Source organism: Pseudomonas eucalypticola (assembly GCF_013374995.1).
In the GTDB taxonomy this organism is placed as follows: Bacteria; Pseudomonadota; Gammaproteobacteria; order Pseudomonadales; family Pseudomonadaceae; genus Aquipseudomonas; species Aquipseudomonas eucalypticola.
On sequence record NZ_CP056030.1, the window covers coordinates 2,955,559 to 2,977,272 of the forward strand.

Here is a 21,714-nt window from a genome sequence, read left to right on the forward strand (position 1 = left end):
CCCCGTCAGCCATTGCGCCCAACACCAAGCATTGACGCGCAGGCCTGACCGAGAAGCCGCCGCTGCCCGGCACTGTCAGATATTACAGTTTCGCTGCCCCTCACTCTGCCGTGTAATACCCCGACGCGCCCCTCCCCGCGCACCAACGGGTGACACCATGCCCTACCACACCGAATACGACTCCACCCGCCGCCTGCTGTGCGGTTGGCTGACCGCCCAAGCCGAGCCCAGTTTCACCCCGGCGATACTGACCGCGGCCAACCAGTACGACGCCGACCTGCCCGTGGACACGCAGCGGCAGCTGCATACTCCCGACCGCTGGCCGGTGGACTGTTACCTGTGGGCCTCAGCGCACCCCCTGGCGTTCAGCCTGGGCGGTGACCTGGGCCATTTCGTCCGCTGTATCGAACAGCGTGAGTGGGAAGCCTTGATGAACTATGCCCGCCAGTGCGTGAACATCGTCTACCGGCGCCTGAACCACTATGGGGCCAGCGGCCTGCTCACCATCACCCTGGTCCAGGGTGCGGCACTAGGGGGTGGCCTGGAAGCAGCGCTGGCCAGTGACGTGATCATCGCCGAGGAGCAGGCCACCTTCGGCTTTCCGGAGATTCGCTTCAACTTATTCCCCGGCATGGGCGGCTACAGCATGCTCAAGCGACGCATCGGCGACGCTGCCACGATGAAGATGATGACCTCTGGCAAGGTCTATGGCGCCGCGGAATGCCAGGCGCTGGGCTTTGTCGACGAAGTGGTGCCCACCGGCACCGGCCGCCAGGCCGCTGACAGCTACCTGGACAGAATCGAACCCTGGTTCAACGGGCTGTCCGCGCTGTTCACGGCGCGGCGCGAGGCGGTGCGTATTCCGCACCGGGAGCTGCTGAACATCACCACCGAATGGGTCAGAGCAGCGTCTCGGCTTCCCCCCAAGGACCTGGACTACATGCGCGGTCTGGTGCGGGCGCAGCGGCGCTACCGCGACGAGCAATCGCACTGAGCGAGGAGCACGCAACATGGTCGACTATGCCTTTGATAATAACGAAACCGAACTGGCGCGCTTGATGCACCAGGCCCGTGTTCTGGAACCCACCACTGCCAGACTGCTGGACGCCATGGACCTGAAGCCCGGCATGCAGGTGCTGGACCTGGGCTGCGGCGCCGGCGACGTCACCCTACTGGCGGCGCGCAAGGTGGGCCGCCGCGGTCACGTGACAGGCATCGACATCAGCGACGCCGCGCTTGCACTCGCCACCCGGCGGGCCCGTGCGGCGCGGCTGCCGCAGGTGCGGTTCGAGAAAAGCGCTATTGCCGACTTCGCAAGCGGGCACCGCTATGACGCGGTGGTAGGCCGCTACATCATGATCCACCAAGCAGACCCTGTGGCGTTCCTGCGCCAGGCCGCCAGGCTGGTCAAGCCAGGGGGCGTGCTGGGGTTGCATGAGATCGTGCTGGCCCACCCTTTTCTGGAGGTTCACCCGCCGGTCCCGGAATGGAACAAGGTGGGCCGCTGGATCGTCGACGCCCTGACCTATGCGGCGCAGAAGCCCAAGGCAGCCATGCTGATGGTGCAGTATTTCGCCGAAGCAGGCCTGCCGGCGCCGGTGCTGCTGGGTGAACGGCCGATGGGCGGCGACGCTCAATCGCCGCTGTTTCAATGGGCCGTTCAAGGGGTTGGCGGGGTGTTGCCACACTTGGTCAAGCTGGGCAAGGTGGTCGAGGGCGGGGTGGATCTGAACGCGCTGGAAGCTCGGTTGCGCAGGAACACGCTGCGTGCTCAGGCGCAATTGATCGGGCCGTTGCAGGTGACGGCATGGACAAAGATCGCGGGCTGAGGGGCGGGTGGTGCCTGTCGATGGGTGCTGTTGCCGTGACTCCTGTTGCGGCATCCATTAACGGCGACACGCTGGGTCACCCCGACCACAGGCGGTATTCGCAGAGCGCTCCCTGCGAACGCCTACGCCTGCGAGTCCCCGAGCCGTATGGTGGGTTATAGGATCCAGATACCACGAACATAGAATGTATGTAGGTTGGCGTTATTTTCTCCACCTCCATTCAAATCTTTCATCCACCAATTGCCGGCGGAATGGACCTGACCTGACCAGCTCATACCGTCCGAGTTGACGGCTGGACTGGAGGTCCAGCCAATGTTATAGGCCACCGAAGGTTGCTCGGCCGTGTAGTTATTGAATAACAGCCTGAGTTCGTTCAGGGATGGTAAACGAATACCATACTGGTTCAAGACGGCCTGGATATTAGTCATGTTGCTGGCAACACCGGTATTCACCCAAACCGTTACGCCCGATACCGTCAGGGTATGGCTGGCGGTATTGCCTCTACCGTCTCGCACCGTCATTTGAATCTGGCCATTACCTGCCGCTCTGACCTTCCCGTAGGCATCAATGCTGGCCACGTGGGTATTACTGGAGGAGTAAGCGTAGGGCGGTGTGCCACCGGTAGCCGTTCGAGTGTAAGTCGCAAAGCTGGGCGGGTTGGCAGGCGGCCGATTACTGGCCACGTGATAGTTGCTGGTTGATAAGGTGACGTTCGAGCCAAAACTCAACGCCGCCACCGTGATAGTAATGCTCCAAGAGGTCGAGATAAGCCCGGAACCATAGTCGGCTTCTGCAGTAAAAGAGTGGCTGCCGGTGGCCAAGCCTTGGGCTACATAGGACCAACTGCCGGATGAGCTGACCGTAAGCGTGGTCAATCGGGTCCCATTGTCCCGAATATGGATGCGATGATCAGTTACCGCCGTCCCGGATAGCGTGAGGGTCGTCAACGTGGTTGAGCCACCATTGGACACCGCGCCGTTTGCGTCATGCGCGCTGGTGATCACTGGACGTAGATCCGCCACCACCGACAAGGTACGCGGCGGCGATACCAGCCCCGTGCCGTACAGGGCAGTAGCGTTCAACGTGTAGCTGCCCGCCGTCAGACCTTGCACCACACGGCTCCAGCCCCCGGCTTCATCGGTCACGGCTACTCCTTTACTGATGCCATTGGCGTAGATATCCACGTTACCGCCTGCGCTTGCGCTTCCCGACACCGTCACGCTGTTCTCGAAAGTCGTACCGCCGTCAACAATTTCGCTTCGCAAGTCCCGTACACTGGTGATAGTCGGCCTGACATCCGCCAGTGTGGTAAACGTCCTGGCAGGGGAAACCAAACTGGGGTCATAGCTGGCCACCGCCGTCAGCACATGTGCGCCGGTCGCCAACGCGGTGACCTCCCGGCTCCAGATGCCTGCGGCATTGACGGGCGCCGCCCCCTTGTTCACCCCCTGGTCGAAAACTTCCACCTGCTGGCTGGCCGTGGCCGTGCCCGTCACCGTGACGCTCGTGGCAAAGGTCGCGCCGTTCTGAGGGATTTCGTTATTGGCAGGGTCCTTGACCGAGGTGATAAGCGGTTGGATCAGCGCGATCGTTTTCACGGTATAGCTTTTGACCGGCAGCACTTTGGCTTCTGCTTCGTTGGCATTGGCGCTGGTGTCGACGCTCACCTTGGCTTCGACCCGCAACGTCGTACCGTCCTTGAGTTGTTGCAACTGGGTCCGCGACGCCGTGCGCACAAACCCGGCCGTGGTTTCACTGGCACTCACTGCCGCGCCCGTGGCCAGGGTGAGGGTCAGCGCCGAGCCATCCAGGTTTTGCCCCACCAGCTTCAGCCAGACCTTTTGCCCCACGCCGATCAGCGGCCAGACCGGAATCCGGACGTCGGCGTCGGCCGTCAGCCCCAGCACATCCAGCACATCCCCCACGGCATCGGGCATCAGCGGCGTAGGCAGGTCACCTGGGGCGAAATCCAGCACCCGCACGGCAACGACCGGCGAGTTGATCACCGTCGAGCCCCGGATCAGCGCATACACCACCTGCACCCCGTGGTTGAGGTTGGCGGCGATCGCTTTCGCCGAGATCTGGAACACCACTGTCTTCGCCTCATTACCCGACTGCCAAGGCAAAGGTGGGGTGCCATCACCCTCGGTGCCCGTCCAGAACTGGGCGATCTGGTCGTCCAACAGCATGTCGTCGAACGCCACCGTCACCTGGGTCCCGCGCGGCACATCGCCGGGTTTGAGCTCGCCGTTGGCGCTAAGGTGTTCCACCCGAGGCGGTGGCAGCTCGATCGCCGTTTGCTTGCCCACCTGGACGCTCAGGTCGGCAGACAAGCCGATGAACGTTGCCCCCCGCTGGATGCTTTAGTTCACTGTCGCGGTGCCGCCCAGGTTGGCCTCGACCTGCGCCTTCGCAATCCTGAACTCAGGCTTCTCCGCCGTCTCGTCGACGATCTTCCGATCGCCATACACCCCGGCGATGCTACCCTGCCAGTGGTAGTACACCACGTCCCCGGGCACCACCTGCACCGCCGCCGGCAACACCAGCAGCGCGCCTTCGGCCGGCACGTTTTCCGGCAACAGCACGCCGTCCTGGGCCTCTGGCAAGGTCGGCGCGGGGTACAGCGCTTGCCAGGTGCCGACCCTGACCACGGCCACGTCCGACTGCCGCCGGGCGCCGCCGGCAGTCACCGTGTAGCTCACGGTCGCCAGGCGGCCATCCAGTTGGTTGACGTAGAGCGTTTCCACCTCGAAGCGCAGAACGGTGTTTTCTTCGTTCTTGCTCAGGGTGTGTTCGATCTGCCGCAGCACCGGCTGGCCGCTGGCCGAGGTCCCGGTCCAGGTCAGCATGACCAGGTCGCCTTCGTGCATGGGCACATAGGGCAGGACATCGATGCGCGCCGGGGCATCGATCGGCAGCTGGCCGCCAGGGGCGTCGACCACCACGGGCGCGGCCAGGTCCACCACCTCACCGTCCACCCGTAACGTGATGCGCTTGGAGCGAATCGGCGGCACGTCGTCGGCCAGCGCGGCCATCCAGGCCCGCCAGGCCTTGCGGACCCTGCCGCGCTGGCCCGGGACGCGCGCCACCACGGTGTAATACACCGCGGCGCTGCTTTGCGCCAGACGCGCCAGCACCTCGTAAGGGATCTTGAACGTCAGGGGCCGGCCAACGACTTTGACGTCATCGTAGTAGTGTTCGAGGACCGCTGCCCCATCGCGGGTGGTGCCCCGCACGGTGAGTTCGATCGTGTCACCCAGCCGGACGTACACGCCGTCGACCATGATCCCCGCCGTGGCGGGATTACCTCCCAGCGAGTCCAGGTGCAAGCGAAATTCCCCAGGCTGGCCGCTCTCGGCTTCCTCGATCCACAGTGCAGACAGCGGGTTGTCGTTGGCGTCTACCTCCACCCAGGTCGGCATCGACCAACGCCGGCCGTTGCTGTCCTCGGAGTGGTTGTACACCTCGTCGCGCACCCGGTAGACCACCTCCAGGCGCTCGGCGTCGCCGGCCAGTTCCAGGACGTCCTTGGGAATCACGAACGTCAACGTGCCCCCCGGCTGGGCCTGTTCGGCGGTGAGGGTGAATTCGGTTGGCACGCCGCCCCAGGTGATCACGACCACATCGCGCACGCGAATGTGCGGGTAGGCCTCGATCTGCAGCACAACGTCTTCGAGCTTGTCGAACACGGGCTTGGGCACGACCGGTGCCTTCAGGTTCTGGTGGCCCGGCAGCGGGTCCTCATCAGTGCCCCCCGGGCGCGACAGCTTGATCAGCGCGGTGGCTATTGCCGACGGCGTCTCGTTGTCACCCGGCCGCGTGACTTCGAAGAAGAACGCCGCCTGGGCAGGCTGCGGCACCCCTTCGGTGAGGTACAGCACCAGGGGATGGGCGTTGTTGAGGACCTCATCGTCCATATTGACGTCGCTGGCTTTGACGATGTAGCGGTGGACGCGGATGTATTCGCTGGGGTCGCCACTGGCGGGCCCGTTCTTCCAGCGGACGGCCACCACGTCGCCTTCGCGCTTGCGGTCGTAATTAAGCTCCACGGGCAGGCCCAGGTCCGGCACGATCATGTCGTGGTTGATGCCGGCATCGCCGGGAATCCAGTCGCCGTTGGGGTCTTGCACCAACACCTTGAACGTGTCGCCGACCAGGATGCGCAGCTTGGTTTCGGGGATGGCAGGCAGCACCCGAGGCACTGGCTGGGGGTGGATATAGGTGATGGGAAAACGGGCCATGGTCGCGTTCTCGGCAAAGGGAGAGGCTTGCATGAGACGCCTGAAAGGCCGGACGGCGAAACTGTTACATCTGACAGTGGGCAAGGTGCTATCAGTCTTGACTGTCAACTCTGACAGGTGGCGGCTCAGGCGGCTCGGCGTAGCCTGAGTGCTCGCCCAACCCGAGGATTGAACCATGACCAAGCACTTGACCACTGCAGAATACGTTTCCCACCGTCGGCCCATCGCACGCCGTGCCAATGAACTACCCGCGCCGGTGATCGATGAGGCCGTGGACGGTAAGCTGACCCTGGCTGCCTTGAGCAAGGGCCTGACGTTTCGCATACCACCGTTCGAAGGCATGCAGCCGGGGGATCAATTCCAGGCGATGATGTCCAGCATGGATGCCGCCTTTGGTGGGCAGGCGCTGGTTTCCGAGTCGGGGGAGGCCACCTTCCACGTTCCAGCCGAGCGCGCCCTGAAGTTCGCCCATCAGGTCATAGAGGTCTATTACCTTTATCATATGGAAATCAATTCGCCCCCGACCAAGATTGCAGCAGCGGTCGAAACATGGCCTGTGTCCATACCCGAGGCGATTGACGGGCGTCTGCCCTGGCCGGCAGTGATTGGCGGCGTTACCTTGCAGACCCCCGCGTACCCCGAGATGGCTGAAGGCGACGTCGTTTCGCTGTACTGGTTGGGGACAGGCCTGGACGGTAGCTTTGTTCGTCATGCCGAGGTCCAGAACGAAGACGTCGGCAAGCCGCTCGAGTGGACGATACAGAATACCTACACCTACCCCCACGCAGGGGGAGAGGTCCGGGCGTTTTACTCCGTCAATCACCTGGGCCGTGAACGCTTCAGCCCACGGTCCATTTTTACCTTGGCACGGGGCATCTTGAATACCGTGGCCGACGGTCAGGAAGACGGCTATACCGTCCCAGCGTATGCTGAAGCCGTACAAGGTAAACTGGTCATGACCCTGCCCCCTTACGAGTCGATGGCCGAAGGCGACTGGGTCACGTTGCTGGTCGATCTGGCAAATGCCCGTCCCGTCAGCTTGCTGTATCAACTGCAGCACGTGAGCGTTGACAAGGGTTTGGTTGGCCAGCCGTTGACCTGGGGCATCGCCCATGACGGTGATAGCCAGATAACCACCCAGATCACCACCCAGGTGGTCGTCGAGCGGCAAGGAAAAGAGGCGCTGAGCACGGACCCCGTGATGTTGACTGTTGGATGAAACCAGGGCGTGCAGGCGTACCCGTGCGCCTGCCGGCACAAGGCTCAGCAGTTGCGCGTTGGCATCGAGCAGTTCAGCCAATGCACCGCGGTCAGCTGCATCCAACTGCACCCTCCCCAGGAGGCGCCGGGTACGGCCCCCCCCGTTCCACCGCCCACACGATTTGAGGGTAGCGCGTTTCCCCATTGGCCAGCACCGGCTACGCTGTGGGGGTACCTGAACGGGAGCCCCCTGATGCCGCCACACCTGCCCTCGGTCGACAGCCTGCTGCGCCACCCCGCGTGCCACCTGTTGATCGCCCGCTATGGCCGCCCGGCCACCTTGACGGCGCTGCGCCAGTTGCTGGATGACCTGCGCCAGGCCAGCGAGCTGGACGCGGCCGAGCAGGGCGCGGAGTTATTGCTGGGGCGCTTGAGCGAGCGGCTGGCCATGCAGCACCGCAGCCGCGTGCGCCGGGTGTTCAACCTCACCGGCACCGTGTTGCACACCAACCTGGGCCGCGCCTTGCTGCCCGAGGAAGCCGTGGAGGCGGTACAGACGGCTGCGCGTTACCCGTTGAACCTTGAGTTCGACCTGGCCACCGGCAGGCGCGGCGACCGCGACGACCTGATCGAGGGACTGATCCGTGAGCTGACCGGTGCCGAGGCGGTGACGGTGGTGAACAATAACGCCGCCGCCGTGCTGTTGACCCTCAATAGCCTGGGCGCACGCAAGGAAGGAATCATCTCGCGTGGTGAGTTGATCGAGATTGGCGGCGCCTTCCGCATCCCCGACATCATGGCCCGCGCCGGTGTGAAACTGCACGAGGTCGGCACCACCAACCGTACCCACGCCCGCGACTATGAAGCGGCCATCAACCCGCGCACCGGGCTGCTGATGCGCGTTCACCGCAGCAATTACAGCATCGAAGGTTTCACTGCCCAGGTGCCCACCGCCGAGCTGGCGAAGATTGCCCATCAGCAAACCCTGCCGCTGCTGGAGGACCTGGGCAGCGGTAGCCTGCTGGACCTGACCCGCTGGGGCCTGCCCGCCGAGCCCACTGTGCGCCAGGCACTGGCCGACGGGGCTGACGTGGTGACCTTCAGCGGCGACAAGTTATTGGGCGGCCCGCAAGCTGGGCTGATCGTGGGGCGCAAGGCACTGATCGCGAAGATCAAGAAGAACCCTCTCAAGCGTGCCCTGCGCGTCGACAAACTGACCCTGGCGGCACTGGAAGCCGTGCTAGGCCTGTACCGTGACCCCGACCGCTTGGCCGAACGCCTGCCCAGCCTGCGCCTGCTCACCCGGCCCGGCCCGGACATTATCGCCCAGGCCGAGCGCCTGCGCGGCGCCGTGGCCCAGGCGCTGGGGCAGGGCTGGACCGTGTCGGTGCAGCCGGCGCTGGGCATGATCGGCAGCGGCAGCCAGCCGGTGGCACGCCTGCCCAGCGGCGCCCTGTGCCTGCGCCCGCAGGTCAGCAAGCGCTTGCGCGGGCGCCAGTTGCTGGCCTTGGAAAGCGCCTTGCGGCGGTTGCCCATTGCGGTGCTGGGGCGTATCGACGATGACGCATTGTGGCTGGACCTTCGCCAGTTGGATGACGAACCCGCCTTCCTCGCCCAACTGCCAGACCTGACCGTGGAGCCCAGCCCGTGATCATCGGCACCGCCGGCCATATCGACCATGGCAAGACCGCGCTGCTGACGGCCTTGACCGGCCAGGGCGGTGACCGACGCCGCGAGGAGCGCGAACGCGGGATCACCATCGACCTGGGCTATCAGTACGCGGTGCTGGAGCGCGACGCTGCGCCCACCGGTTTCATCGACGTGCCAGGCCATGAACGCTTCATCCACAACATGCTCGCTGGGGCCCAGGGCATCGATCTGGTGCTACTGGTGGTGGCCGCCGACGACGGCGTCATGCCCCAGACCCGCGAACACCTGGCCATTGTCGAGTTGCTGGGCATACCGCAGTTGCTGGTGGTCATCAGCAAAAGCGACCGGGTCACGCCAGCGCGCGTGCGTGAGGTGCAGGGCCAGGTGGCGCGCTTGCTGGCCACCGGGCCGTATGGCGCCGCCCGGCAGATCGCGGTGTCGAGCGTGACCGGCGCCGGCATCGATACCTTGCTCAAGACCCTGGTGATGATCCAGCGCGAAGTGCGTCAGCAGCGCGATGGCGGTGGGTTTCGCCTGGGCATCGACCGCGCCTTCAGCATCGCCGGGGCCGGTGTAGTGGTGACCGGCACAGCGTTGGCCGGTCGCGTGCAGATAGGCGACCATTTGCTGTTGGGCGCTGAAGGCCGGCCGGTGCGGGTGCGTGGGTTGCACGCGCAAAACCAGACCGTGGACACTGCCCATGCCGGGCAACGCGTCGCGCTGAACCTGGCTGGCGAGCGCGTGGCGGTGGAGCAGATCCACCGCGGTGACTGGCTGGTGCCGGATTGGCTGCACGCCCCGACGCGCCGTGTGGACATCGACCTGTACGTACTGGCCAGTGAAACGCGCCCCTTCGAGCACTTCAGCCCGGTGCACGTGCACCTCGGCACCCAGGACGTCACCGCGCGCGTGGCGCTGCTGGAGGGACCATCGGTGGCGCCCGGTGAGCGGATGTTCGCGCAGTTGCTACTCAATGGTCCGGTGCAGGCCGTGCGTGGCGACCGCCTGGTGCTGCGCGACCAGAGTGCCCAGCGTACCCTGGGCGGCGGCAAGGTGCTGGACCCGTTCGGCCCTTCGCGCCAGCGCCGCGGCGCCCCACGGCTGGCGCAGTTGCAGGTGCTCGACAGCGCATTGAGCCTGGAAGGGGCTCTGCCGTTGTTGCTGACCAACAACGGCCAGGGCCTGGACCCGCGGCGCCTGGAACGCCAGTTCAACCGGTTGCGCGACACCTGGCGGCTGCCGCCTGGGGTGCGCGTGGTCGCCACGCGGCAAGGACCCCTGTTGTTCAATGAACACCGCTGGCAGTCGCTGAAGACCGCCTTGCTGGCGCACCTGGAGCGCTTCCACGAACTGGAAGCCGACCAGATGGGCCCCGACCGCGACCGCCTTCGTCGCTTCGCCGCCCTGCCACTGGAGCGCCCGGCGTTCATCAGCCTGGTGGACGAGCTGCTGGCCGAGGGCGCCGTGGCCGCCAGCGGCCCATGGCTGCACTTGCCCGGGCACCAGCCGCAGTTGAACGCCCAGGACGACGCCCTGTGGCAGTCGCTGCGCCCGCTGTTGGCCGAAGGCGCCTTCGACCCGCCCTGGGTGCGGGACCTGGCGGCCGCCACGGGCCGAACCGACGCCGATGTCCGTCTGTTGCTGCGCAAGCTGGCGCGCCTGGGCCACGTGCACCAGGTGGTGCGTGACTTGTTCTACAGTGATGAGGCATTGCGGCAGATGGCGGCTATGCTGAGGCAACTGAGCACTGACGGCGGCGAGATCACCGTGGTGGCGTTTCGTGACCGCGTGGGCGTGGGTCGCAAGCGCAGCATTCAGGTGCTGGAGTTCTTCGACCGCATAGGCGTGACCCGCCGGCTGGGCGAACACCGCCGCCTGCGCCCGGCCAACCCGTTGGCGCAGGACGGCTGAACATATCAAGGAAGGCAATCGCGCCCGGTGGCGCGGCCGGGCTTCAAACCCGGTTGGGGACGGCAGCCGTTCCCGGGCAGGTTCGACTCCGGCTGCCTTCCGCCACTTTTCATAGCGCTGTCGTTGGGGGTGACGTGGAAAACACCCTGGCCCGGTCATCTTTTTTCATAGGGCAAGCTGCTTTCCAGCGCGCGCGCACCGTCCACTCTTTTGAGGGTGGCACCCGTGCTCGTTGAAGTGTCGGCGATAGCAAAATCCCCTCGCAACCGGACTTTGTTTACTTCAGCGTTAATGATTCCAACCCCGAAGCCGCTTCCTGAAATGCGCAAGGTCACGGTGCCTTTAGCAAGGTCCCTGCGCGATCCGTCTGCCGTTTTCGTTAATACGACCAGCGTGGGGTTCTTTTCGTTAGGTACGTGTGGGCCAAGGGTGAACGTGTCATTGAGCCCATCGAAGCCGAGCTCGGCCTCCAAGAGCAAGAGGTGCGGTTCGCCAATCTCGACGCTGGTTTGATCTACTTGCCCGGCAACCCCCCAAGCGGGGGAGATGGCAAAGCTCATGGTCGTGGCATGAAAATGCTTGGCGCCGAATTCCCAGTTGAATCTGCCAGTGGGCCGTTTGGTATGGTTTACTTCGTCGGACATGATGTTTCTCCAGGTAGGTTCGCTATCAAACGACAGCCACCCGAGTATCAGCCTGGCGCCCCCATGCAGCTACTGATAGAAATGACAGTAGCGGGCCCGCTGCCTTGCGCCACGTTTCCCCCGCGCCGGTTTACAAGCGCAAGGCAGGCGTTGGCGGGCCAACGCCACGCGGACAGGCGCAAGTGAGTCTCACGCCTGCCTGGACGACCCGCTGACGCTTACGACGGCTGGGCCAGCGCCGATGACCGCTTGCCATGGGTGTTGGACGGCGCCTGGGTAAACTCGGCATACGGGGCGTCGGGGGTTATGCTGAAGGAACCTTTCAATTCAAGGTCGAGTCCCCGCACGTGGACAGTAAAATCACCGGTACTCACACCGTTTGGAGAGATCTGCACGTTAGCCTGGCCCTCAGTCAAATAAGTATCGAAAACATTAGGCGCAACTTCCTCATAAACGTTCATCCAGCCGGCGTTATTGGGTTCTGTAAACGGTGCTAGCACCAGACTCCCGAAGAACGGCCTGTCATCGGGTGCGTAGATGACCAGTAAGATCATCGCCCGTGAATCGCTATTAATATCGGCGTATGCCTGCAGATACCAGTTGCCGTTGAGGTGGCGGAAGGACATGCGGTTCGCTTTATATTCCGCGCCATTGGTGAACGTCCAGTGGACGTGATTAGCCTGGGCAGTAATGGATTGTGTAGACATGGTGTTTCTCCTGAATAAGGACGATGTATGGGATACAGCGTCCCTAGTCTCCCGAAGTTCCCTGCACCCCAATACTGGGAGAAACCGCAATGCTGCCGTGCCCCTTTCGACAGCGAGCGGTGATCCAACAACCTGTGTGAAAGCATGGCGTGCTGCTGTTGCGCCCGTACAGTGTCCCCTGAGGGCGAGGTTGAACCGGGAAGGTGTGGCCGAACCCTGTGGGACCGGGCGAAGCTCGGGAAAAGAGCGCCGCTTATTCAAGTAATTTCGCGGCGCCCCCTTCCCGAGCTTCGCCCGGTCCCACAGGGGGGTGTATGCAATGCGGGGTGGCTCAATAGCCGCGGGTGCGGTCGGCCAGGTTGTGCAAGGGTTGGCCGGCGAGGAAACGCTCCAGGTTATCCAGCAGGATGTCGGCAATGGCTTCGCCACCCTTGGTGGAAATCGCCGAGGTGTGTGGCGACAGGCGTACCTTGGGGTGGCTGTACAAGCGATGCCCTTCAGGCAGCGGCTCGGGTTCGGTGACGTCCAGCGAGGCGAAGCCCAGCGGGCCATGGTCCAGGGCGTTCAGCAGCGCGTCCTGGTCCACCAGCCCGCCGCGGGCGATATTGATCAGGTGCAGGCCCGGTTTGGCACTGGCCAGCACCTGGGCGTTGACCAGGTGCCGAGTGCCGGGCGTCAGCGGCGCAGCCAGCACCAGGTGGTCCGACTCGGCGAACAGGTGGTGAATGTCGCGCGCGGTCTCCACGCCTTCCACCCCCAGGGGGGTATCGCTCTGGCGCAGGGCAATCACGCGCAGCCCCAGGGCCTTGGCCTTGGTCGCCAGGCTGCTGCCAATGGAACCGAAGCCCAGAATGCCCAGGGTCTGGCCCTTGACCGGGGTGAGGGCAGTAAACTGCCAATCGCTGTTCTGCACCCAGATGTCAGGCAGGTGTTTGTTGTAGGCAAAGATCGCCGCCAGGGCGAACTCGGCGATAGGGTCGCTGGCACTGCCACGCGCCGTGGTCACCGGCAGGCCGTCGAACAGCCACGCGGGGTAGAAGTCGATGCCCGACGAGGCCAGCTGAATCCAGCGCAAACCATAGGGCCAGCCCGGCGGTGGCGTGTCCGGGGCCTGATAGCCGCGCACGTTGATGGGCCGGCCCATGAGAATGCTGGCTTCTGGCGGCAGGTCGCTGGGCACGCCTACCGGCACTTCGACCACCTTCGCGTTGGGGTGGCTGTTCGCCAGGCGCTCGCGCAGGGCGTTGTTGAATGTCGCGTCCAGCTGGCTGGCGATGACCAGTTCACTCATGGCTGTGCTCCTGGGGTGAAGGCGGCGAAAGCGGCCTTGCCGACCCCGGTAAAAATGGCGTCGTTCTGCGGCGTATGCACGCGGCTGCAGAGCACGTCCCGATAGTGCCGTTGCAGCGGGTTATGGCGTGACAGGCCGGGGTTGCCTGAGGCCTGAATGGCCAGTTCCACGGCGCGAATGGCGTTGTCGGTGACCAGGTACTTGATCTGCGCGGCGTGCTGAGGCGGCGTCAGGCCCTGGGCCGCGGCGTCGAGCAGGCTGCGGTTGTTGAACAGCAGGGTATCGATCTGCCCCACGGTTTCCTGGAAGCGCGGCAGGCTCGACAGCGGCGCGCCCAGGTTGGATGGCGTGCGCTCGGTCAGCCACTGCACCAACCAATCGCGGGCCGCCTGGGCGACGCCGTCGTACACCGACGACAGCAGCACCGACATCCACAGCAGGCCTTGCGGGTCCAGTTCGCTGCGCGGGGCGCTGGCCGGGCTGACGCTGACGGCCTGGTCCAGGGGCACCAGCACGTCGTCGAAGATCACCTCGTGGCTGCAGGTGGCGCGCATGCCCAGGTGGTCCCACGCGTCGACAATGCGGATACCGGGGCTGTCCTTGTGCACCAGCCAGGCGCCCACCAGCGGGTCGGCGTCATCGCTGCGTGCCCACACGCTGTACCAGGTCAGGCCATGGCTGCCGGTGGAATAGATCTTGGTGCCGCTCAGGCGCCAACCCTCGGCGGTACGCCGCGCCGTGGTGGCGGGCAGGCCGCCGCGGGCCGGGGTGCCGAGGTCGGGTTCCACGCGCAGGGCGTTGATCAGGGCACCGTTGCACACCGCGTCCTCGCTGACGCGCAGGCGCAACTGCTCGGGCCAGGTGCTGTCCACCAGCCGCGAATGTTGCAGGTACTGCATCACCAGAATCAGCGCCGTAGACGGCTCGCCCCGGGCCACGGCGGCGATGACGTCGCGGGCCTGGGCCAGGGTCGCACCGCCACCGCCCAGGGCCTTGGGCACGGTGTAGGCCAGCAAGCCATGGCGGTGCAGCAGGGCGAAATTATCGGCGGGGAACTCGCCCGTACGGTCATGGTGCTCGGCGCTGGCGGCCAGCTGCGCCGTCAGTTTGGGCAGCAGTGAGCGGAAGCTGAATTCAGTCATGCCAGCGCTTCCTCTGCGGGGGCTTTGGCGGCGGCCGGCGCGGCGTAGCGGTTGACCGGCACGTCTAGGCCCAGGTGCTCGCGCAGGGTGGTGCCGGCGTATTCGGCGCGGAACAGGCCGCGCTGTACCAGTACCGGTACCACCAGCTCGGTGAAGTACTGCAAGCCATCGGGCAGCACCGAGTTGACGATGAAACCATCGGCGGCGCCGGCCTTGAACCAATGTTCGATCTGGTCGGCGACCTGCTCGGCAGTACCGACGAAATCGCGTTTGGGCCGGGAGAAATACAAGGCGGTTTCACGCAAGGTCAGGTTGCGCTCACGGGCCAGTTCGACGATGCGCTCGCTGCTGCCCTTGTGGCTGTTCGCACCCAGGTGGCCAACGTCGGGGAAGGGCGCGTCCAGTGGATATCGAGTGAAGTCGTGGTCATCGAACGAGCGGCCCAGGGCTACGATGGCGTCTTCGATGCTGACCAGGTCCACGGCCTGCTGGTAACGGCTTTCCACTTCGGCTTCATCCTTGCCGACGATGGGCCGGATGCCGGGCAATATCGCCAGTTTCAGCGGGTCACGGCCGGCCTCGGCGGCGCGGCGCTTGAGGTCCTGATAATAGGCACTGGCCTGTTCGAAATTCTCGCCGTGGACGAAAATGGCGTCAGCGTTGCTCGCGGCAAAGTCGCGGCCGTCCGCGGAGGTGCCGGCCTGAAAGATAGGCGGTTGGCCCTGGGGTGAACGGGCGATGTTCAGTGGGCCCTTGACCGAGAAAAACTCGCCCTTGTGGCCCAGGGTGTGGAGCTTGGCCGGGTCGAAGAATTCGCCGGTCTGCTTGTCGTAGGTGAAGGCGTCGTCCTCCCAGCTGTCCCACAGGCCCTTGACCACGCTCACGTGCTCCCGGGCGATGCGGTAGCGGGTGGCGTGGGCTGGGTGTTCGGGTTTGCCGAAGTTGTCGGCGGTGCCGCTGAGCCACGAGGTCACCACGTTCCAACCGGCGCGGCCGCCGCTCAACAGGTCAAGTGAGGCGAACTGCCGGGCTACCTGGAAGGGTTCGGTGTAGCTGACGGTCACCGTGGCCACCAGGCCGATGTGCCGGGTAGTGGCGGCCAGGGCCGAGAGGATGGTCAGCGGTTCGAAGCGGTTGAGGTAGTGAGGGCTGGACTTCTCGTGGATGTGCAGGCTGTCGGCGATGAAAGCGAAGTCCAGTTTCGCGTCTTCGGCCAGGCGTGCCTGTTGCTGATAGAACGCCAGGCTGGTGCTAGCGTTGGGCAGCGCCTTGGGGTGGCGCCATTCGCCCCAGCCATGGCCGACACCGTGGATCATGGCACCGAGTTTGAGTTGGCGTTTCTGGGTCATGGTCATGCTCCTTTGATCATTCACTGGGCGCGGGCGAGGGGGGGGCTGGCGTTGAAGCTGGGGTCAAAGCCCTGGGACACGTCCACGGGGCGGGTGAGGATGCCTTCGCTGCGATACAGGTCGGCGGTCTGCTGCAAGCCGCGCACCACCTGGTCGTCGATGGCCACGCGCTGCATGTGGGTGTTCTGCGCCGCTGCCAGTTGGATCTCCACCGGCAGGCCGGTGACCTTGGCCATGGCCGTGGCGTATTCCTTGGGATGGGCGTTGGCCCACTGCCAGGCTCGGTCGACGCGGGCCACGAAGTCTTCCAGTTGCGGCCGCTTGCCCTCGATGGCCTTGGCGGTGGCGGCCAGGTACAGGTGGTTGCTCAGCAAGGTCGCGCCGCTGACCAGTACGCGCTCCTGCCCACTGGCGGTGGCCACGGTGGTGTAGGGGTCCCAGGTGGACCAGGCATCGACACTGCCGTTTTCCAGCACCACCCGCGATTCGCTGGGCATCAGGAAGGCGAAGCTGACGTCGCTGCTTTTCAGGCCCGCCTGTTGCAGGGCCTTGATGGCCAGCAGGTGGCCGATGGAACCCTTGGTGGTGACGATACGCTTGCCCTTGAGGTCGCTGACCTGCTGGATGGACGAGTCCTTGGGCACCAGCAGGGCAGTGGTGTAGCGACCTTCCATGTGGGTAATGCTCACCACCTTCAGCGGCGCGCCGGCGCCCAGGGCGAACACATAGGGCGCATCGCCCAGGGCGCCGACATCCACGGCCCCGGCATTCAGCGCCTCGCCCAGGGGCGCGGCAGCGGGAAATTCGGAGAAATCGATGGTATAGGGCACGTGGGCCAGTTCGCCGGACACCTGCAGCAGGGTCTTGATCATGGCTTTCTGGTTGGCGACTTTCAGGGGTTGCAGGTCAGCGGCGTGGACGCCAGCGGCGACCAGGCAGAGCAAGGCGGCGGATAACAGACGGGAGATCGGCATCGAGGCGCTCCGGTGATGAGGGGGGGAGGGCCTCCGCCTGGTGTGGGGTCGGTCTGGATGTGAGAATATGACTATAAGAAAGGGCTGTGAAATTCTTTTTGGGTCTATACTAATTATAAAATAAATTGATTTTGAATTTATCCAATATGCACAAATATGCTGGTGGTCTCTGTGGGACCGGGCGAAGCTCGGGAATCAGGCACCGCGGTGTTACAGTCAATCCGCGGCGCGGCCTTCCCGAGCTTCGCCCGGTCCCACAGAGGTGAATCAGTCAGCGCCCCGATCAGATCACGAAGAATCCATGGGTGCCGTCCCGGCCCAGCTGTTCCACCAGGCCAAACTCCCAGTCCAGGTAGGCTTGCATGGCTTCACGTGGCGCATCAGTGCCCTCGTAAGGCCGGCGGTAGCGGTCGATACGCGGTGAGGCCAGGTGGTTCTCTCCGCTTTCAGTCGGCAGACCGGCCTTCAGCCAGCTTGCAGTACCATCCTGCAACACGAACACTGGCTTGCCGGTCAGCGCTTCCACCTGCGCCACGGCAAAGCGCGCCAGCAGGCTGCTGCCACAGGTGAGCACATAGCGCTCAGCGGCCGGGACTTTCTTCACCACGTTGGCCAGGTCCGCCCGCAGTGCCCACCAGGCGCCGGGGATGTGCTGCTTGACGTGGTTGGCGCTGGTGGTGAAATCCAGCAGTTGCGTGTTGCCTTCGGCCAGCCATTGCTGCAAGGTCTGCGGGCTGATGGTCTCGAAGGGCGCGACCGCCGGCACGGCAGGCTTCCACGCGCCGATTTCGCTGAAATCGGCCGCGCTGGCGTCGTCCAGTACATGCACTTCCCAGCCCAGTTGTGCCAGCCACGACGCGCTCATGTTGGCGCGTACGCCATCGTCGTCCACCAGCACGATCCGCGCGCCGCGCACGCTGGCGTAATGGTCGGTTTCCTGCACCAGCTGGCCACCGGGTGTGGAGCGCGCGGCCGGCAAATGCCCGGCCTCGTACTCCTGGGGTGTACGCACGTCGAACAGGTACGTGGTGCGCCCGCTTTCAGCCTGCCACTGCTGCCAGTCCTTGAGCGTCGCGCGGCGTACGCCGGCTTTGTCGGCGACAGCGCGGGCGTCATTGCTGGCCCGTGCGCGGGTGTCTTCACCGGTCTGGGCGAATTGCCGTGACTGGCCGTGGTCAAGGGTCTGCCCGGCCAGCAGCCAGCCAATGGTGCCGTTGCGCAGCGCGGCGATGGGGTTGGGCAGCCCGGCGTTGACCAGCGACTGGGTGCCGATGATGCTGCGGGTACGCCCGGCGCAGTTGACGATGATGCGGGTGGCCGGGTCGGGCGCCAGTTCCCGGGCGCGCAACACCAGTTCGGCGCCGGGCACGCTGATGCCGGTGGGGATGCTCATGGTCTGGTATTCGTCGAAGCGGCGGGCGTCCAGCACCACCACGTCAGCCTTGCTGTCGAGCAGCGCCTTGACTTCCTCGGCGGGCAGCGACGGGGTGTGGCGTTCATGTTCCACCAGTTCACCGAAGGCCTTGCTCGGCACGTTGACGTCGATGAACAGCTCGCCGCCGGCCTCGCGCCAGCCCTGCAGGCCACCTTCGAGCAATGCCACGTCGGTGTAGCCCAGTTGCACCAGGCGCGCGACGGCCTGTTGCGCCAAGCCTTCACCGTCGTCATACACCGTGATGGCGGTGTCCCGGCGCGGGATGCGCGGGTAGACCTCGACCTCCAGCTTCGACAGCGGAAGATTGGCCGCGAACAGCGGGTGCGCCTGGGCGAACGGCGCTTCCTCGCGCACGTCCACCAGGGCGACTTCCCGGCGCTCCAGCAGGGCCTGGCGAATGTCGGCAAAAGAGCGGGTCAGGGGGTGGCTCATAGGCTGCGGTTCTCTTTGGAAAGGTCCCAGATGTTGGGTAGCGTGGTGTTGGAGTAGCCGGAGATGAACAGTTTTTCGCTGCCATCGGCCTGGTACACCGCCCGGTGCACGGCGCCGATGTTGGCCCCGTACACATGGATACTGATCGATACCTGGTCGGCGAAGGCGTTGCTCACCTGGTGGATATCGCCAATGCGCGGCGATACCGCTTCCACATCACCGGGCTCCAGGCGAATGCGCGGGCCGTCGGCCACCAGCGCGTTGTTGTTGCCGCGCACGTAGTTCTGCGAGTACTCGGCGCCGCGCAGCATGCCGATCAGGCCCCAGACCCGGTGGTCGTGGATGGGGGTCTGCTGGCCCGGGCCCCAGACGAAGCTGACGATGGAAAAACGTTGGCGTGAATCGGCGTGCAGCAGAAATTGCTGGTAGCGCTCGGGGTCAGGCTGGGCGTATTCATCCGGCAGCCAGTCATCGAAGCTCACCAGTTGTTGCAGCAGTTGGCCGCCACGGTGCAGCTTGTCGCCTTCGCGCGGGTCGCTGTCGAGCAGTTCCGCCAGGGCGCCGATAAAGGCGCGCAGGCGTTCGGGGTGACGAACCTGGGACATCATTGCTCCTTGGTGTCAGGCGACCTGGGCCTGGCGTTGCGCGACTAGCTGGCGGGTCAGCGGAATCAGCTTGCGGCCATAGTCGATGGCGTCGTCGAGCGGGTCGAAACCACGGATGAGGAAGGTGGTGATACCCAGGTCGTAGTAGTCGAGCAGGGCTTCGGCCACTTGTTCCGGGGTGCCCACCAGCGAGGTCGAGTTGCCCTGGGCCCCCAGCAGCCCGGCGATGCCGGTCCACAGGCGTTTGTCCAGGCGCGAGCCTTGGGCGGCGGCAGCCAGCAGGCGGCGCGAACCTTCGTTCGGGGGCTCGCGGCGCACGAAACCGCGCTGTTCAGCCAGGGCGGTGGCGCGTGCCAGGATGCTGTCGGCGCGGGCCCAGGCCTTTTCCTCGGTCTCGGCCAGAATCGGCCGCAGCGACAGGCTGAAACGCACGGTGCGGCCGTGCTTGGCGGCCTCGGCGCGCACCTGGGTCACCACCTCCTTGACCTGCTCATAGGTCTCGCCCCACAGTGCGTACACGTCCGCATGCTTGCCCGCCACCGCGATGGCCGCTGCCGACGAGCCGCCGAAGTACAGGGGAATGGGCTTGGCGCTCTTGACCGCCGAGTGGGCGCCTTCGAACTGGTAATACTCACCTTTGAAGTTGAACGGCTGGTCGGCGCTCCATTCCTGGCGCAGCACAGTCAGGTATTCGTCGGTGCGAGCATAGCGCTCGTCTTTGCCGATGAAACTGCCGTCGGCGCGCAGCTCTTTGTCGTCCCCGCCGGTGATGATGTGCACCGCCGTACGCCCACCGTTCAGCACATCCAGGGTGGCGAATTGGCGGGCGGCGAGGGTAGGGGCGGCAAAGCCGGGGCGGTGGGCGATCAGGAACTTCAGGTTTTTCGTCACGCTGGCGGCGTGGCTGGCGATCAGGGTGCTGTCCGGGCTGTTGGAGTGGAAGGCCACCAGGGCACGGTCGAAGCCGGCTTCCTCATGGGCGCGGGCTACTTTTTCAATGTGTTCGGGCTGCAGCACGGGGCCGGTGGCAGGGTGTATTTCCGAGGCGTGATGGCCGCCGATGTAGCCGATGAATTCGATGCTCATGGTGCTTCCTTCATGGGTAGAGCTGATCAAGGGCCTCCGCCGGGTGAGGGGTCGGTCGTTGATGAAGAACATAAAGGCAGGGTTGGGCGGTTGTGAAATTCGATTTTGTTCTAACGTAATTATTAATTAATTGAATTTAATGATAGTTAACTATTACGATAATGCATATTAAGCCGATGCTGCGCCTACCACAGGCACCCCGGGGCATCATCATCTAGCCAACCCCCCACCTTTAGTACTATGCTTTTCCCACATTTTGTCACCCCCCAAACATGTGCGGCCCGAATGAAAATTGATGATATCGATGCCTTTGTCGCGGTAATCCGTTGCCAGTCGATCAGCCATGCGGCCGAGTCCTTGCAGTTGACCCAGCCCGCCATCACCCGGCGGGTGCAGAATTTCGAGCAGGCGCTGGGGGTGGAACTGTTCGACCGCAACACCAAGCCGCTCAAGCCGACGCTCATCGGCCACCAGGTGTATGAACAGTGCCGCACCATCCTGCGGGAGATGGATGCCCTGCGCGAACTGGTGGCCAGTGATGCGCCGCCCACGGGTGTGCTGCGCCTGGGCGTGCCGCAGACTATTGGCGACGTGGTGCTGCTCGATGCCCTCAAGCAATTGCGTCAGCAATACCCGGCGCTGCGTGCGCAGGTGGCCACCGGGTGGGGCAGCCACCTGGTGGGCAAGATCGAGAAGGGCGAATTGGACGCAGCCGCCGCGCTGTTCCCGGCCGGCAAGATCTTTCCGGACAACATCATTGGCGAGTCCATTGGCAAGATGGAGCTGGTAGTGGTCTGCGCCAAGGACAAACTGCCCAAGCGCCCCGGCAAACTGGCCGATATCTATGACAGCGGCTGGATCCTCAACCCCGACGGCTGCGGTTTCCGTGCCGGCCTGCAGCGCACGCTGTCGGACCAGGGCCTGGGCTTGAAGATCAACCTGGAAACCTTCGGCACCGAACTGCAACTGGGCCTGGTGGCCGAGGGCATGGGCCTGGGCCTGGTGCCCCGCGACCTGCTCGAGCGCAGTGCCCATCGTGAACGGCTGGCCGCCATACCGCTCAAGGACTTCAAGCCGGTGATGGACCTGTGGCTGATCTTCCCGCGCTTTCTGGGCAACCTGCAGGGGCCGGTGGAGTCTTTCGGCGACCTGGTGGCCCGGTCGCTGAAGAAAGCCAGGGATGCGGCGTGAAGACATAAAAAAATATGATAATTAGCT

Annotated in this window: 17 protein-coding genes and 1 tRNA gene; 7 read left to right on the forward strand and 11 right to left on the reverse strand. The window is 64.6% G+C overall.

Annotation, left to right across the window (positions count from 1 at the left end; all coding sequences use genetic code 11):
- Nucleotides 1-157 precede the first annotated feature (157 nt).
- Together HWQ56_RS13265 and HWQ56_RS13270 are read left to right on the forward strand one after the other, a co-directional pair.
- Nucleotides 158-994 carry a crotonase/enoyl-CoA hydratase family protein gene (locus tag HWQ56_RS13265; RefSeq protein ID WP_176570776.1) on the forward strand — a complete coding sequence of 279 codons (837 nt, stop codon included), beginning with the start codon at nt 158-160 and terminating at the stop codon, nt 992-994.
- A gap of 16 nt (nt 995-1,010) precedes the next feature.
- Nucleotides 1,011-1,829 carry an SAM-dependent methyltransferase gene (locus tag HWQ56_RS13270; RefSeq protein ID WP_176570777.1) on the forward strand — a complete coding sequence of 273 codons (819 nt, stop codon included), beginning with the start codon at nt 1,011-1,013 and terminating at the stop codon, nt 1,827-1,829.
- A gap of 155 nt (nt 1,830-1,984) precedes the next feature.
- Here the strand turns inward: HWQ56_RS13270 and HWQ56_RS13275 are convergent, their stop codons facing one another.
- A complete protein-coding gene (locus HWQ56_RS13275; protein WP_176570778.1) occupies nt 1,985-4,162 on the reverse strand; it encodes a hypothetical protein in 2,178 nt (725 codons plus the stop codon).
- A 30-nt stretch (nt 4,163-4,192) separates the two neighbouring features.
- On the reverse strand, nt 4,193-6,103 hold the full coding sequence (locus HWQ56_RS13280; RefSeq protein WP_176570779.1) for a hypothetical protein: 1,911 nt from the start codon (nt 6,101-6,103) through the stop codon (nt 4,193-4,195).
- A gap of 142 nt (nt 6,104-6,245) precedes the next feature.
- On the opposite strand from HWQ56_RS13280, the gene HWQ56_RS13285 reads away from it, so the two are divergent.
- The 4 genes from HWQ56_RS13285 to HWQ56_RS13300 all read left to right on the forward strand — a co-directional run bounded on the left by HWQ56_RS13285 (nt 6,246) and on the right by HWQ56_RS13300 (nt 10,936).
- Entirely contained in the window at nt 6,246-7,289 is a 1,044-nt protein-coding gene (locus tag HWQ56_RS13285) for a hypothetical protein (protein ID WP_176570780.1), read from the forward strand.
- Between the two features lie 234 nt (nt 7,290-7,523).
- On the forward strand, nt 7,524-8,921 hold the full coding sequence (gene selA / locus HWQ56_RS13290; protein ID WP_176570781.1) for an L-seryl-tRNA(Sec) selenium transferase: 1,398 nt from the start codon (nt 7,524-7,526) through the stop codon (nt 8,919-8,921).
- On the forward strand, nt 8,918-10,831 hold the full coding sequence (gene selB, locus HWQ56_RS13295; protein ID WP_176570782.1) for a selenocysteine-specific translation elongation factor: 1,914 nt from the start codon (nt 8,918-8,920) through the stop codon (nt 10,829-10,831). Before selA ends, selB begins: the two co-directional genes overlap by 4 nt.
- 9 nt (nt 10,832-10,840) lie before the next feature.
- Nucleotides 10,841-10,936, forward strand: a tRNA-Sec gene (locus HWQ56_RS13300).
- 50 nt (nt 10,937-10,986) lie between these two features.
- On the opposite strand, the gene HWQ56_RS13305 is transcribed toward HWQ56_RS13300, so the two are convergent.
- The 9 genes from HWQ56_RS13305 to HWQ56_RS13345 form a co-directional block, all read right to left on the reverse strand.
- A complete protein-coding gene (locus HWQ56_RS13305; protein ID WP_176570783.1) occupies nt 10,987-11,475 on the reverse strand; it encodes a hypothetical protein in 489 nt (162 codons plus the stop codon).
- Between the two features lie 218 nt (nt 11,476-11,693).
- Nucleotides 11,694-12,182, reverse strand: coding sequence for a hypothetical protein (locus HWQ56_RS13310; RefSeq protein WP_158157757.1), 489 nt, complete (start codon nt 12,180-12,182; stop codon nt 11,694-11,696).
- A 331-nt stretch (nt 12,183-12,513) separates the two neighbouring features.
- Nucleotides 12,514-13,473: a D-isomer specific 2-hydroxyacid dehydrogenase family protein gene (locus tag HWQ56_RS13315; RefSeq protein ID WP_176570784.1), complete on the reverse strand. Its 960-nt coding sequence runs from the start codon at nt 13,471-13,473 to the stop codon at nt 12,514-12,516.
- Complete coding sequence (locus tag HWQ56_RS13320; protein WP_176570785.1) at nt 13,470-14,615, reverse strand: acyl-CoA dehydrogenase family protein; 1,146 nt, start codon at nt 14,613-14,615, stop codon at nt 13,470-13,472. The genes HWQ56_RS13315 and HWQ56_RS13320 overlap by 4 nt, the downstream gene beginning before the upstream one ends.
- Nucleotides 14,612-15,964 carry an LLM class flavin-dependent oxidoreductase gene (locus HWQ56_RS13325; RefSeq protein ID WP_176570786.1) on the reverse strand — a complete coding sequence of 451 codons (1,353 nt, stop codon included), beginning with the start codon at nt 15,962-15,964 and terminating at the stop codon, nt 14,612-14,614. The genes HWQ56_RS13320 and HWQ56_RS13325 overlap by 4 nt, the downstream gene beginning before the upstream one ends.
- Before the next feature lie 20 nt (nt 15,965-15,984).
- Nucleotides 15,985-16,938: an ABC transporter substrate-binding protein gene (locus HWQ56_RS13330; RefSeq protein WP_158157761.1), complete on the reverse strand. Its 954-nt coding sequence runs from the start codon at nt 16,936-16,938 to the stop codon at nt 15,985-15,987.
- Nucleotides 16,939-17,221: 283 nt separating this feature from the next.
- Nucleotides 17,222-18,805, reverse strand: a complete 1,584-nt coding sequence (locus HWQ56_RS13335) for a rhodanese-related sulfurtransferase (RefSeq protein ID WP_176570787.1) — start codon at nt 18,803-18,805, stop codon at nt 17,222-17,224.
- The gene (locus HWQ56_RS13340; protein ID WP_176570788.1) at nt 18,802-19,410 is read right to left on the reverse strand and encodes a cysteine dioxygenase family protein; all 609 of its coding nucleotides are present in this window, start codon (nt 19,408-19,410) and stop codon (nt 18,802-18,804) included. Before HWQ56_RS13340 ends, HWQ56_RS13335 begins: the two co-directional genes overlap by 4 nt.
- Nucleotides 19,411-19,425: 15 nt before the next feature.
- The gene (locus tag HWQ56_RS13345) at nt 19,426-20,496 is read right to left on the reverse strand and encodes an LLM class flavin-dependent oxidoreductase (protein WP_176570789.1); all 1,071 of its coding nucleotides are present in this window, start codon (nt 20,494-20,496) and stop codon (nt 19,426-19,428) included.
- A 285-nt stretch (nt 20,497-20,781) separates the two neighbouring features.
- Here HWQ56_RS13345 and HWQ56_RS13350 point away from each other — a divergent pair, with 285 nt between their 5' ends.
- Complete coding sequence (locus HWQ56_RS13350; RefSeq protein WP_176570790.1) at nt 20,782-21,687, forward strand: LysR family transcriptional regulator; 906 nt, start codon at nt 20,782-20,784, stop codon at nt 21,685-21,687.
- Nucleotides 21,688-21,714: the final 27 nt, after the last annotated feature.